This window comes from Burkholderia sp. Nafp2/4-1b (assembly GCF_003635165.1).
Taxonomy (GTDB): domain Bacteria; phylum Pseudomonadota; class Gammaproteobacteria; order Burkholderiales; family Burkholderiaceae; genus Burkholderia.
Map to the genome: position 1 here is coordinate 1 of NZ_ML058621.1, position 12,846 is coordinate 12,846.

The following is a 12,846-nucleotide window of genomic DNA, read 5'->3' on the forward strand; positions in this document are numbered from 1 at the left end:
CGCGTTCATTTCATTCAGCATGCCCGCGAGCGCGGCGACCAGCAGATGGGCTCGCCAGCGCCCGAGCGTCGACTCTGTCACGGTAAAACACCTCCCGGTCGGGTAGCGGGGATCGATCTGAAACCGAATTGAAGGGAAACGAAGCGCGCCCGTGGCATGTCGTGGCCGACGGTAGCCGGAATACCGGCAGCGAACCTCAAGCGCTTTTCAGAATCGGCGTTAATTGCTACGCCGCAATTACAATCCGCTGCATTGCATGCGTGATCGATGCCGCTCGGGCAGCCGCGTGCTTAATGTTTCGTTAACGATCAGGCCGTAGAATTCGCAGGCTGAGACGGTCCCCACCTTGCCAGGAGTTTTCATGTCCACGCCCGCCCGATACGACGCTGTCGCACGCCTTCTTCACTGGCTGATCGTGGCGCTCGTCGTCGCGCAGTATCTGATCGGCTGGACGATGCCCGACGTGCACCGCGACACGCAACCGGTCGGGCTGATCGCCGCGCACCTGATCGTGGGCACCGCGCTGCTCGCCGCGATGGCGTGCCGCGTGCTGTGGCGCGCGACGCATCGCCCGCCTGCCGACGAACTGTCGCCCGCGATGCGCGCCGTGTCCGGCGCAACGCATTTCGGGCTCTATGCGCTGCTGATCGCGGTGCCGTTGCTCGGCTGGATCAACGCGTCGTCGCGCGCATGGGCCGTGACGCTGTTCGGCCTCGTACCGCTGCCGGCTCTGTCGGCGGCCGGATCGCGATTCGGGCATGCAATGGGCGACGTGCACGGCATCCTCGCGTGGGTGCTGTTCGGCGGCATTTGCCTTCACGTCGCGGCCGCGATCGTGCATCGTGTCGTCCTGCGCGACCAGGTCATGCAGCGGATGATGCCCTGGTGATCTCACCACCGTAATCGCGTCACGAGATGATCGCGACGCCGCGCAAAGCGGCGCGCGATCAACGGCATGGCCGTGCGGCCCGTTCGAGCGTGCCGTGGGCCGCGAACGGCATGCGTGTCGCCGCACCGCGAACACGACGGCCTGAAGGCGCACGCAAGCATGGCGCCACCTATTTGTCGATCTGCACCGGCATGCCCGGGGCCGGTACATGCCCGGCGGCCGTAGCCGCCATCCGCGCCTGATCCTCTGCCGCGACGCGCGCCAGCGCCGCCTGCAGGTCGTCCGGATATTCACCGTCATCGCCCTTCGACGGCTCGTATCCGGCCGCTTCCAGACGAATCAGCTCCTCGCGAACCTGGGCGCGCGTCAGCGGCGCGTTCGATTGTGCGAACGAAGATTGACCGGCGAGCGCGCCGATCATCATCAGTAGTGCGATATAAGTTTTCATCATAGACTCCTGCGATATTCCGTACCGATCAAACGTGATGAAGCTCGAACCCGGCGAATCGGGTGCCTCCGTCAACTTCCGAAATAGAGCGTGCAGAAGCTCTCGGGGCCCACGCACGCAGCCGAGCGCGGACGAGACGGCAGCGTCGCCGGCCTGCCCGCATCGGACGACGCGGCCGGCTCGCTGCCGATGGCGGTTTCCGTTTGCTGCTGCGGCATCTGCTCGGCCTGCCGCTGGAACAGCGGGCTCACTGACGGATACGACGTATCAGTCACGAACCTCAACCCGTTGTTTTCGGCGTCGATCAACTGCTGCCTGACCTGCGCGCGTGTAAGTTGCTGCGCCTGGGCCGACGCAGGTGTCGCGACACTCGCGACGGAAATCGCCGCCACCGTGGCGGCTACCAGCCAATGCGTATTCATGTTTCACTCCTTCGGAAGTCAACGAGACGACGTGCTACACCCGTATGACGACTCCCGGCGTGCGTTTATTCCCGGCTACCGTCCGCTCGCATTGCGCGGTGAGCCACGGCGCCCCGTTTTTTCCGCGGCATTGGCAGCGACCGACCATCCCCCTGTCATTCGTTCGTCAGCCGGCGTAACCTGACGTAACACAGGCCCCACCGGGCGTGGGGCAGACTGACGCCACCTAGTGGATCGACCCTCGACCATGTCCGTCGTTTACGACTATGCAGCCGGCTGGCTGCGCACGCTGTACGACCGTCATCTCGACGGCGGCGCGGTGCTCGACACGGCCGCCTTTCCCGATGCCGAACGCTTCGTTCGCGCGTGGCCGGCCATCCGGGCCGAAGCGCTCGCCGTCGCGCGCGACCTGCCGCGCATCCCGCGCTTTCACGAAATCATGCGCGAGCAGCGCGACATCTCCGCCAACGACGCACGCGACTGGCGGATGTTCATCATGCAGGCTTACGGCCAGCCGTTTCCGCGCAACCTGTCGCGCTGCCCGACCGTCGAATCGATCGTCGCGGCGTCGCCGGACGTGCTGTCCGCGTCGCTGTCGTTCCTTGCACCGGGCAAGCACATCCCGCCGCATCGCGGCCCGTTCCGCGGCATCCTGCGCGGTTATCTGGTGCTGTCGATGCCGAAGCGCGCGGACGGCACGCCGGCTGCGGTGCTGAAGGTCGACGGCCGCGAATACCGGCTCGACGAAGGCCGCTTCCTGCTGTGGGACGACACGTTCGTCCATGAGGTGTGGAACGACAGCGACGAAGTGCGGATCGTGCTGCTGCTCGATATCCGCCGGCGCGGGATGCCACGCGTGCTCACGTGGCTGTCGAATGCGGTGATCGGGATCGTGCGGCTCGGGATCAAGGTGCGCGGGCGGTCGATTCCGGTCTAGCACTCCGCGCGGCGCTGGCCCGTTGCGATTTCACTCGTCGCGCGCAAGCCGCGTCAGAACCTCGGCAAGCGCCTGAATCGCAGGTTGCTCGGCGCGCTGCACCGGATAGACGAGGTAATAGCCCAGCCCGTTGCGCACCACCTCCTGAAACGGCGTGATCAGTGCGCCGGTTGCCAGCCGATCCGCAGCCATGCGCGGATCGCCGATCGCGATGCCGTGACCCTGCGCCGCGGCCGTCAGTGTCAGTTCGAGCGTATCGAATACGAGCCCGGTGCCCGCGTCGATCTGCGTTGCGCCGACGCTGCCCAGCCAGCATCGCCATTCGTCGCGATTGCTTGCGGGATGCAGCAGCGTCGCCTGCGCAAGATCGGCGATCGACTTCAGCGACGCACCTGCCTCGCGCGTACACATCGGCGTCAGGCACTCGTCGAACAGCGGCACCGCCACCATACCCGTCCAGCTTCCGCTGCCGCGCACGACGATCGCATCGAAACCGGCGTCGGTGAAATCCGGCGTGTCGTCCGCCGACGTATGGATACGCAATTCGGTGCGCGGCAATGCGTGATTGAGCGCCGCGAGACGCGGCAGCAGCCAGCGAATCGCGAACGTCGACGGCAAGCGCAATGTAAGGACCGACGCAGCCTGCGCGCGCGTATGCGCGTGCCGCGCGAGTTCAGTGAGGACGTCGATGGCCACCGTCAACAACGCAGCGCCTTCGGTGGTCAGCGTCAATCCCGACGGATGACGCACGAACAATGCACACCGGTAATGCGCTTCGAGTTGCTGCACCTGCCGGCTCACCGCGCCCTGCGTGCGGCACAGATGCTCGGCCGCGCGGTTGAAGCTGCCGAGCTCGGCGGCCGCGACAAAAGCCTGGAACGCAGTCAGCGGCGGCAACGCACGGGTGAGATCCGCGAGCGGATATGCACGCCCCGCATACCCGGATTGCGGATTTTTCGTTTGTTCGGTCATCGCTGCATCGCTATCGTGGTTGAACCGGATCGCGACCGCGGTCGCGGCTGGCTCGTCAACAATCAGCGGAGAAAACCCATGGTCTCGTCGTCCGACGCACTATACACGCGGCAGGTCGATACCTACCTGAAAACGCTCGAACGCGGCGACGTCGCCGCGATCTGCGCATTGTTTACGCCCGATGCGCGGATATTCTCGCCGTTTCTCGGCTGGATGGCGCCGCAGCCCTTCTTCGAGAAGGTCGTGGCCGCATCGGGCCAAAGCCGCATCACGCCGATCGACATCTGCGTCAGCGCGACGGGCGCACGTCGGGCCACCGGCTATTTCGTCTACGACTGGGGGCTGAAAGACGGCTCCGCCGTACGCTTCGAGTGCGTCGACGTGTTCGAATTCGACGACGACGCGCGCATCGAACGCATGATCATCGTCTACGATACGTATCCGATCCGCAGCACGGTCGGCGACAAGTACGCATAACGCCCGGGCTGCAGCGGCGATGGCGCGGCGCAGCAACGACGCGCGCCGCCGGCCGTACGGCAATGCCGCTACGAGCCCGATCGATCGCCTACACTACAGACCGTCCCCCCGCGCGGCTCCTGCCAGCCACTGTCATGGCCCATCTCTTCTTCGCGGCGTCGATCCAGCGGCACATCGACACGCCCGAGCGCGACATCGACGCCAGCACGATCGGTGAAGCGTTCGACACCGTGTTCGGCGAACAGCCGCGGTTGCGCGGCTATATCGTCGACGACCAGGGCGCGCTGCGAAAGCACCTGTCGGTGTTCATCGACGGCCACCCGATCCGCGACCGGCAGCACCTGTCCGATGCGCTCGGCGCCGAAAGCAGCGTGTATGTCGTGCAGGCGTTGTCGGGCGGATAAAGGGACGCATCCGCATCGAAGCCGCACCCGGTCGAAGCCCACAGGAGACACCCGACATGAACGATCGACTGCTCGTCGCGACCCGCAAGGGCCTGTTCGTGCTGCACGCCGACGGTAACGGCGGCTGGTCGCTCGGCGAGCCCGACTTCATCGGCGAACCGGTCAGCATGGCGCTGGCCGACCCGCGCGACGGCACGCTGTATGCGGCGCTCAATCTCGGGCATTTCGGCGTCAAGCTGCATCGCCGGCGCGCCGGCGCTGCCACATGGGAAGAATGCGCGGTGCCGGTCTATCCGCCTCAGCCTGCCGACGAGCCACGCGCCTATGCGGGCGCGCATGCGGGCGCCGGCGACGCGGACGACGCTGCACCCAGCCCGCCACGCCCGCCGTGGACGCTTCAGCAGATCTGGTCGCTCGAAGCCGGCGGTGCCGACGAGCCCGGCGTACTGTGGGCCGGCACGATACCGGGCGGACTGTTCCGCTCCGACGACGGCGGCGATTCGTGGGTGCTCAACCGCGCGCTGTGGGATCGCCCGGAGCGCCCGGAATGGTTCGGCGGCGGCTACGATGCGCCGGGCATCCACTCGGTGATGGTCGATCCGCGCGACAGCCGGCACGTCGCCGTCGGCATCTCGTGCGGCGGCGTGTGGCAGACCTTCGACGGCGGCGCGACCTGGCGTGTGACCGCCGACGGCATGGAAGCCGACTACATGCCGCCCGAGCGGCGCGGCGAGCCGAACGTGCAGGATCCGCATCGCGTCGTCCAGTGCGCGGCCAATCCCGACGTGCTGTGGACCCAGCATCACTGCGCGATCTTTCGCTCGACCGACGGCGCCGCGCACTGGCAGCGAATCGAAGCGCAGCCGTCGAGCTTCGGCTTCGCGGTGGCCGTGCATCCGCGCGATCCCGACACAGCGTGGTTCGTGCCGGCCGTGAAGGATGCATGCCGGATTCCGGTGAACGGCCGCTTCGTCGTCACGCGCACGCGCGACGGCGGCCGCAGTTTCGAGAGCCTGTCGAACGGCTTGCCGCCCGCGCCGGCCTACGACCTCGTGTATCGGCACGGGCTCGCGGTGGACGATTCGGGCACGCGTCTCGCAATCGGGTCGACGACGGGCGGGTTATGGACCTCCGCCGATGGCGGCGAACACTGGCGACAGGTTTCCGCGCATTTGCCGCCCGTATATTGCGTACGCTTCGGGTGACGCACGACGAACGACGCGATGCGCGCACTGCGGCGCAACGCCAGCACCGAGCCGTTACTTCGTTACCTCATGCCCGCGGCGCGATCCGCGCGACCGCCGCGCGCGTCTGTGCGATCTCCGCTTCGAGCCAGTCGAGAAACCGGCGCACCTGCGGCTCGCGCTCCCTGCCCGGCCGGCACAGCGCGACGAAGCGCGCGCCGGCAAGCCGCACCGACGCCTCGATCGGCATCAGCGCGTCGCGCTCGACGTGCTCGGCGGCCAGCACCGAACTGAGCAGCCCGATGCCTTGTCCGTGCAGCACGGCCTGCAGCGCGTAATGCTCGTCGTCGTAATGGCGGAACACCGCGCGCTCGAGCCATGCTTCGCGACCGGCCGCACGGCACCATGATGCCCAATCGATCGACACCGGCAGTGGCGCATCCCACGCGGTCTCGATCAGTTCGAGCCGCTCGTCCGCGCGGCCGACGTCGAAATCGCGCGCTGCGTACGCACTGAAATACTCGTCGATCAGTGCGATCTCGTGCAGCGCCGGAAACGTGCGCGACGTCGCGCGTATCGCGAGATCGATTCGCGCGTCGCGTTCGAGATCGACGAGCGCATTGCCGGTTTCGACCTTGATGTGCAGTTGCGGATCGACGCGGCGGAACCGGCCGAGCCGCGGAATCAGCCACATCGCGGCGAACGCGGGCGTGGTGGTCAGCACCAGCGTGCGCGCGTCGGCCGCCGCGGGCCGCACCGCATCGAGGCCGCGGCTCATGCCGAGCAATGCGTCGTGACACGCGCGAAACAAGCGCTCGCCCTCTTCCGTCAGCCGCACGCCGCTCGCGCCGCGCTCGAACAGCAGCACGCCGAGCCGGCTTTCGAGCGACTTGATCTGATGGGATACGGCCGTCGGCGTCACGGAGAGTTCGTCGGCAGCCGCCTTGAACGTGCCGAGCCGTGCGCACGACTCGAATACACGCAATGCAGTCAGGGGAATTTTCGAGAACACGGAGCCTCGCGGGCCGGGTCAGGCCGGGTGAATTCAATTCAATCCGCGTGAGATTAGGTGAATTGAAGCCGACGTGCAACGCAGCTAGCCTTGCAAAACGTCGCGGCACCGTGCGGCGGCAACCATCGTCGAACCGGAGCAACAACGTGCAAGGCCTACCGCGCAGGATCACGCAGGCGGTGCTCTACGAAGCGATCGCCATTTCCTGCATCTCGCCCGTGATCGCCGCGCTCTTCAAGCAGGATCTGATCTACTCGGGCGCACTGTCGGCAACGATGTCGGTGATCGCGATGCTGTGGAACATGATCTTCAACGCGCTGTTCGAGCGCTGGGAAGCGTCGCGCCGCCAGCCGCAGCGTACGCTCGGGCGGCGGATCCTGCACGCGACCGGCTTCGAGGGCGGGCTGATCTTCATCCTCGTGCCGGTCGTGTCGTGGTGGCTCGACATCTCATGGCTCGACGCGTTCGTCGTCGACATCGGGTTGTTCGCGTTCTTCTTCTGCTACGCGTTCGTGTTCCAGTGGGCGTTCGATCGCGTGTTCGACCTGCCGGACGCGACGAAGCGGCCATGCTGAAAGCCAGCACCGCTATCTGAGCGGCGCGAATGCGTATTGCGACGGGTGCCCGGCCAGAGTCCAGTTCGGATACGCATCGATACATGCGCGTTCGATGCAGTCCGCGACGCGCTGCGGCGCGTCGGCCTGCATGAGATCGATCGGCGTGAAAATCCGGTGATCGAATCGGCCGGCCGTCAGCGTCAGATGAAACGGCAGCAGCACAGCGCCGGCATGTGCACCGATCGTGAACACACCGCGGTGGATCCGCGCCGGCCGCCCGAACATCGTGACCTCGATCGTCGCCATCGGAAAGCGCTGCATCAGATACGGCGGCGCGTCGGCGAACACGGCGGCAACGCCGTCGCGCCGGAGTGCATGCAACACGCGTAGCCCGAGCGCATTGCGGTTTCCTTCGTCGTAGGTGTGCAGCACGCGCAGTTTCGGGATCAGCGTCGACTCGAAACCGCCATACGTTTCCCGCGCAATACCCGATACGACCGCGATCTCGGACAATTGCAGCGCGTCGCACAATGCATCCATCACGACCACATTCGCAAACTGCGACACGTAATGAAACGGCGACACGATCACTGGACGGCCGCCCGATTCATCGCGAAGCCGGGCAATCGCTCGGGCAAGCGCTTGCGCGGCCGCTTCGAGGCCCGGCCATTCGGCATCGCGGCCCGCAATGCGCTCGACATGCAGGCGCCGATCCATCAGGCGCTCGAATTCGTCTGCCGCCATCGTCCGCCACATGTGCGCACGGGCAAGCGCGACGTGATCGCGCCCCCACTCGTAGCGCAATCGCCCGGCCCACCGAGTGCGTGGGGAGCCGATACTCCGCAAGACCCACACGGCGAGCGCCAACCGCTCGAGCCCGCGGCCAGACAGGCGCAGCAGCCATCGATCGCGCCAGCCGAGGCGTCGCTGCCGCTTATCGGCCATCGTGGGTCAACCATCCGTTGATCCGCGCGACGTCGTCGAAATCCAGCGACGCGACCGCGGATTTCAACGCGAGGTACGCGGAAAGCACGTCGTAACGCGCACTCAGCCGCGCCTTGCGGCTCGCAAAAAGTGCCTCGCACGCGCGCAGCACATCGAGGTTGGTGCGACTGCCGACCCGATAGCCGATCCGCGTCGCGTCGAGCGTTCGCTCGTTGGCCTGCACGAGGCGGCCAAGGAGTTCGCCGCGCTCACGCGCCCAGTGCAGTCGCTGGAAGGCGTCGCGCGTATCTGCTGCCGCCTGGCGGGTTGCTGCCTGCAGCGCGCTGCGCGCCTTGTCTTCAGCCGCCAGCGCTTGCCGGAGGCGCGCCTGGATGTCACCGCCCGTCAGCAGCGGGATCGATATGGTTACCATCGCGGTCGTCGTGGTCGTCGGCTGCGCGAAGCCCGATGCCGCACCCGCCGGCGAATGGCTGCCCGTCAAGTTCACGACGGGATACCGTTGTGCGCGCACGCGGTGCGCGTCATCCCCCGCGTCACGCACGGCGAGCTCGCCGATCTGAACCGGATAGCTCTTCTGCTCCGCCTGTGCAACCCAATACCCGGCGTCTTCCGGATCGAGCCGCAGCGCGGGCGTTTCGTCCGGCACGCGCGCGACCGGGCCGAGCGGCCGGCCGATCAGCGTTTCGACAATCCGTCGGCGCGAATCCACGGCCTGCCGCGCTTCGATCTGCTGCAGCCGCGCCGCATCGAGCTGAGCCTGCACCTCGCGTACGTCGATCAGCGTCGCCTCCCCGGCTGCCCGCCGGCGCACGGTGAGCTCGTACTGCTCGGCAACCGCCGCCACGTATTCCGTCGCCCGCGTCAATTCGTCAGAGGCTCCCAGAACGTCGAAATATGCAAGCCCGGCGCGCAGCATCAGCGCCTGTTGCGCGCTCGCATAGGCCAGTTGCGCCTTGGCGGCCGCGGTTCCCGCCTGCCGATAGGCGATCCAGCGCTCCCAATCGAACAGCGGCTGCGTCAGCGATACCGTCCAGCCGTTCTGCCAGTAATGCACCGGCGGAACGTCCCGCGTCGCGATCCGGTTATACGTGCGTCCCCAGCCCGCATCGATCCGCGGCAGCAGCGCGGCACGCGCGCGCGGCACACCGAAACGGCCGATTTCGACTTCCGAGCGCACGCCGGCGAGTTCCGCGTCGTAATCGAGCGCGCTGGTCACGACCGACATCAGGTCATCCGAAAGCGCGTGCGGCGACACGCATGCGAGCGCTGCCGCGAGCAGGATCCGTCCGATCGTCACGCCGCGCCCGCGCAATTGGAGACGCCCGGCACCAGCACGCCGTCCACCAGTTCGTAGCAACGCTCGAACGTGGCAGCAAGCGCGCGATCGTGAGTGATCACGACGACCGTTCGATCGATGCGCTGCAGCAGTGCCGCGATACGCCGAACCGACGCCGCGTCGAGGTTCGACGTCGGCTCGTCGAGCAGCATCAGATCGGCCGGCTGATACAGTGCGCGCGCGAGCAGCAGGCGCTGCCGCTGCCCCGCCGAGATGTTCGCGATCGAATCGCTGATGATCGTGCGCGTGCGCATCGGCAAGCGCATCACGTCGTCCAGCAGGCCGACCTCGTCGAGCAGACGGTTGATGCGCGCGTGGTCGACATTTGCGTTGAACAGCGAAACGTTGTCGGCGATCGATCCGCGCAGGATCAGATCGCCCTGCCGCATCTGCGTCATGTGACGGCGAATCTCGTCGACCGCGAGATTCGCGTAGCGCACGCCGTTCAACCGTACGTCGCCGTGCTGCGCGCGTTCAGCCGCGCACAGCAGCTTGAATACCGTCGACTTCCCGCATCCGGATGGCCCAACGATCGCGATGCGGTCGCCGCGCCGGATCTGGAGATTCACGCCAGTCAGCACGCGACGGTCCGACGCCCCATACGCAAACGAAACATCGCTCATCTCGATCGAATCGAAGCACTGCGTCTCTACCGCGCGGCCGATCTGCGCCAGCGGTGTATAGCGCTCCGGCTCGCCGTCGACGATATCGGCAACCCGGGCGACCGGCACTGTCAGCATGAGACGCGCGAACAGCGCGTTGATGGCCTGCGCGAGCCGCTCCGAGGCCAGCGACTTGTAGATCATGAACGAATAGAACACGCCGACCGAGATCTTGCCGTCGAGCATCAGTCCGGCCGACAGCCACGTAATCGCGACGACGTCCGCATAGTCGACGAATTTCAACACCGCATCGCGCGAGGCCGTGAGCTTCGCGCTCTGCAGCATCGTCGCCGCGCACGCCTTGAATTTCGCCATGTAAATCGCCGTGCGCCGCACCTCGCCCGACGCGAGCTTGATCAGCGACGCACCCCGGATCGTCTCGAACAGCAAGTCCTCGCATTCGGCCGTCCGTTCGAGCACGAGCATGTGCGCATCACGCATCGGCCGATACAGCACGAACGCGGCGCCGACATAGGTCGCAAAGATGCCAAGCGCGACACCGGCCAGCAGGCGGCTCTGCGCGATCATGAGCAGCACCGCGATGCCGCCGACCGCGAGGTCGATCCGCAGCGAGATGGCGGTTCGCACCGCGAAGTCGTTGATTTCATCCTGCGACTTGACGCGCGCGAACAGGTCGCCGACGTTGCGCTTCTCGAAATACGGAATCGGATGGCGCAGCAAGTGCCCGATCAGCCCTTCGGTCATGTTCACTGTGACGAGTGTATGAACCAGCGCCGTCAGATACGACTCCACGAAGCGGCTGAATGTCCCGATCGCGAAAATGCTCGCGAAAGTCAGCGTGAGAATCTGCAGCAGATTCCGGTTGTCGCTGGTCACGATCTGGTCGAGCACGAGGCTGCCGAAATACGGCATGGCCAGGATCGCGCACTGGCTTCCAATCGCGACGAACAGCAGCTTGCCGATCTGCCCGCGCAACTGCGGATTCAGTGCCCTCACGCGTGCGAGCGCGGCCGGCACGCGCGAACGTGCGCGAATGCGTGGCAACGCCGGCGTCGGCGCGCATTCGAGCAAGTAGCCGGACACGCTCGACAGGAACATGTCGAGCGCGACACGGCGGCGCCCGACTGCCGGGTCGATCACCTGCACATGACCGCGACGCACGCGCTCGAAGACGACAAAATGTGCGCCGCCGAAATGAATGATCGAGCCGGGCTTGATGTCGGCCAGATCGCCGGCGTCGAACCGGTACGCCTGCACCGCCAGCCCGAAATCGGTCGCGACGTCATACAGGTCCATTAGCGTCAGCCCGTGCGACGACACCGGACGACGCGCGGCAATCTCGCGTACTTCGGTCGTGCGCCCGAGATGGGTCAGCACCATCGCCAGACACGCATATCCGCAGTCCGCGACTTCATTCTGATAAATCACGCGCACGCGTCAACTCCGGATCATCTGGAACAGCGGTTCGAATACCCACTCGGCGATCGAACGACGCTCGACGACGACGCTCGCGGTGCCCTGCATCCCCGGAAGAATCCGCAGCGGTTCGCGGGGCCGGCCGAACGTCGGGCTGCTCAGCGTCGCCCACGCCAGGTAATCGGTCGGCCGTACGCTCGCGGGCGCCGGCGACGGTGACGACCCCGTGGCCGCGGTCATCGTCGTGCCGGAAATCGAGTCGATGCGCGCGGCGACACTGCCGAAGCGCGCATACGGGAACGCGTCGAGCTTGATGCGGACCGTCTGCCCTTCCCGGACAAACCCGCGTTGCCGCGACGGAATGCGCAGTGCCGCGGACAGCGACGGTTTCGGGTTGGTCGAGATCACGAGCGCGACGTCGTCGGGTGCGAGCGCATTTCCGGCCACGAGGCCAGAAAACGTCACGATGCCGTCGTTCGGCGCCGATACGGTGATGTCCCGCCGGGCTGCCTCGTAACGCACCAGAATGTCCTGCACTTCGCGATCGCGCTGCGCATGCAGCTCCCGGATCTGCGCGCCGAGTTCCCCGCGGCTACCGCGCAAGGTTTCGAGATCGGCAAGCAGCGCCTGATGCCGGGCATCTCCCTGCGCAATCTCTGCTTCGTTCTGGCGGACCTCGATGCGTGCCTGCTCGATGCGATCGGCAATGACGTAGTCGGCCGCGCCTTCGACACGTACGAGCCTGCGCCGCGCGTCGTCGGCCATCTGCCGCAAGCGGTGCTGCCGATCGCCGAGCGCGTCGAGTTCGCGCATGCGCGCCGCCTCCGTACGCTCGGCCGCGTGCATGCGAGCCCGCAGCGCGGCGATGCGATCGTCGAATTGCGCGTTCGTCGCGGCCGTCTGCCTGTCGCGCAGCGCTTCGTCGAAGACCGGCCTTGGGCGGCCGTCGGCCGACAACGTGAGGTCGCGTGCCAGCCGGAACAGCGGCTGCCCCTTCCTCACCGCGGTGGCCGACGCCACGTACACGGCCGTCACGAGCCCCTCATGACCTGTAATCCTGACATCGAACGGCGACACGATTTCGCATGGCACGTCCCGCTTGAGTTCGATTTCCTGCACGAAGGCAAAGACAATGCCCGCGCCGACGATGGCCGACGCGCAGTATGCGACCCAGCGCCACGGTACATCCGTGAAACGCGGCAGTTTTCCAGCTTCCCAATCCAA

General features: G+C 66.4%; 14 protein-coding genes. 6 read left to right on the forward strand and 8 right to left on the reverse strand.

From position 1 onward, the window contains the following. Positions 1-361 precede the first annotated feature (361 nt). Complete coding sequence (locus tag C7H84_RS28640) at positions 362-889, forward strand: cytochrome b (protein WP_121861950.1); 528 nt, start codon at positions 362-364, stop codon at positions 887-889. Positions 890-1,058: 169 nt separating this feature from the next. On the opposite strand, the gene C7H84_RS28645 is transcribed toward C7H84_RS28640, so the two are convergent. Both C7H84_RS28645 and C7H84_RS28650 read right to left on the reverse strand, forming a co-directional pair. Further along, positions 1,059-1,337, reverse strand: a complete 279-nt coding sequence (locus C7H84_RS28645) for a DUF4148 domain-containing protein (RefSeq protein WP_121861980.1) — start codon at positions 1,335-1,337, stop codon at positions 1,059-1,061. Positions 1,338-1,408: 71 nt separating this feature from the next. Further along, positions 1,409-1,759 carry a DUF4148 domain-containing protein gene (locus tag C7H84_RS28650; protein ID WP_121861951.1) on the reverse strand — a complete coding sequence of 117 codons (351 nt, stop codon included), beginning with the start codon at positions 1,757-1,759 and terminating at the stop codon, positions 1,409-1,411. 247 nt (positions 1,760-2,006) lie between these two features. On the opposite strand from C7H84_RS28650, the gene C7H84_RS28655 reads away from it, so the two are divergent. Beyond that, positions 2,007-2,696 carry an aspartyl/asparaginyl beta-hydroxylase domain-containing protein gene (locus C7H84_RS28655; protein WP_121861952.1) on the forward strand — a complete coding sequence of 230 codons (690 nt, stop codon included), beginning with the start codon at positions 2,007-2,009 and terminating at the stop codon, positions 2,694-2,696. 30 nt (positions 2,697-2,726) lie between these two features. On the opposite strand, the gene C7H84_RS28660 is transcribed toward C7H84_RS28655, so the two are convergent. Continuing rightward, positions 2,727-3,668: a LysR substrate-binding domain-containing protein gene (locus C7H84_RS28660; protein ID WP_121861953.1), complete on the reverse strand. Its 942-nt coding sequence runs from the start codon at positions 3,666-3,668 to the stop codon at positions 2,727-2,729. Between the two features lie 78 nt (positions 3,669-3,746). Here C7H84_RS28660 and C7H84_RS28665 point away from each other — a divergent pair, with 78 nt between their 5' ends. The 3 genes from C7H84_RS28665 to C7H84_RS28675 all read left to right on the forward strand — a co-directional run bounded on the left by C7H84_RS28665 (position 3,747) and on the right by C7H84_RS28675 (position 5,754). Beyond that, on the forward strand, positions 3,747-4,145 hold the full coding sequence (locus C7H84_RS28665) for a nuclear transport factor 2 family protein (RefSeq protein WP_121861954.1): 399 nt from the start codon (positions 3,747-3,749) through the stop codon (positions 4,143-4,145). A gap of 134 nt (positions 4,146-4,279) precedes the next feature. After that, on the forward strand, positions 4,280-4,549 hold the full coding sequence (locus tag C7H84_RS28670; protein ID WP_121861955.1) for a MoaD/ThiS family protein: 270 nt from the start codon (positions 4,280-4,282) through the stop codon (positions 4,547-4,549). Positions 4,550-4,605: 56 nt separating this feature from the next. Continuing rightward, positions 4,606-5,754, forward strand: a complete 1,149-nt coding sequence (locus C7H84_RS28675; RefSeq protein WP_121861956.1) for an exo-alpha-sialidase — start codon at positions 4,606-4,608, stop codon at positions 5,752-5,754. 67 nt (positions 5,755-5,821) lie between these two features. Here C7H84_RS28675 and C7H84_RS28680 read toward each other — a convergent pair whose 3' ends face one another. Then, positions 5,822-6,745, reverse strand: coding sequence for a LysR substrate-binding domain-containing protein (locus C7H84_RS28680; RefSeq protein WP_121861957.1), 924 nt, complete (start codon positions 6,743-6,745; stop codon positions 5,822-5,824). A 146-nt stretch (positions 6,746-6,891) separates the two neighbouring features. Between C7H84_RS28680 and C7H84_RS28685 the strand changes: the two genes are divergently transcribed. Continuing rightward, positions 6,892-7,320: a PACE efflux transporter gene (locus C7H84_RS28685; protein ID WP_121861981.1), complete on the forward strand. Its 429-nt coding sequence runs from the start codon at positions 6,892-6,894 to the stop codon at positions 7,318-7,320. A gap of 12 nt (positions 7,321-7,332) precedes the next feature. Here C7H84_RS28685 and C7H84_RS28690 read toward each other — a convergent pair whose 3' ends face one another. Genes C7H84_RS28690 through C7H84_RS28705 form a run of 4 tightly spaced genes read right to left on the reverse strand, consistent with a single transcriptional unit; the run spans position 7,333 to position 12,846 of the window. Further along, positions 7,333-8,247, reverse strand: a complete 915-nt coding sequence (locus C7H84_RS28690; RefSeq protein ID WP_162999390.1) for a hypothetical protein — start codon at positions 8,245-8,247, stop codon at positions 7,333-7,335. After that, positions 8,237-9,544: a TolC family outer membrane protein gene (locus C7H84_RS28695; protein ID WP_162999391.1), complete on the reverse strand. Its 1,308-nt coding sequence runs from the start codon at positions 9,542-9,544 to the stop codon at positions 8,237-8,239. The genes C7H84_RS28690 and C7H84_RS28695 overlap by 11 nt, the downstream gene beginning before the upstream one ends. Then, the gene (locus C7H84_RS28700; protein WP_121861960.1) at positions 9,541-11,640 is read right to left on the reverse strand and encodes a peptidase domain-containing ABC transporter; all 2,100 of its coding nucleotides are present in this window, start codon (positions 11,638-11,640) and stop codon (positions 9,541-9,543) included. Before C7H84_RS28700 ends, C7H84_RS28695 begins: the two co-directional genes overlap by 4 nt. A gap of 3 nt (positions 11,641-11,643) precedes the next feature. Beyond that, on the reverse strand, positions 11,644-12,846 hold the full coding sequence (locus C7H84_RS28705; protein WP_240462123.1) for an HlyD family efflux transporter periplasmic adaptor subunit: 1,203 nt from the start codon (positions 12,844-12,846) through the stop codon (positions 11,644-11,646).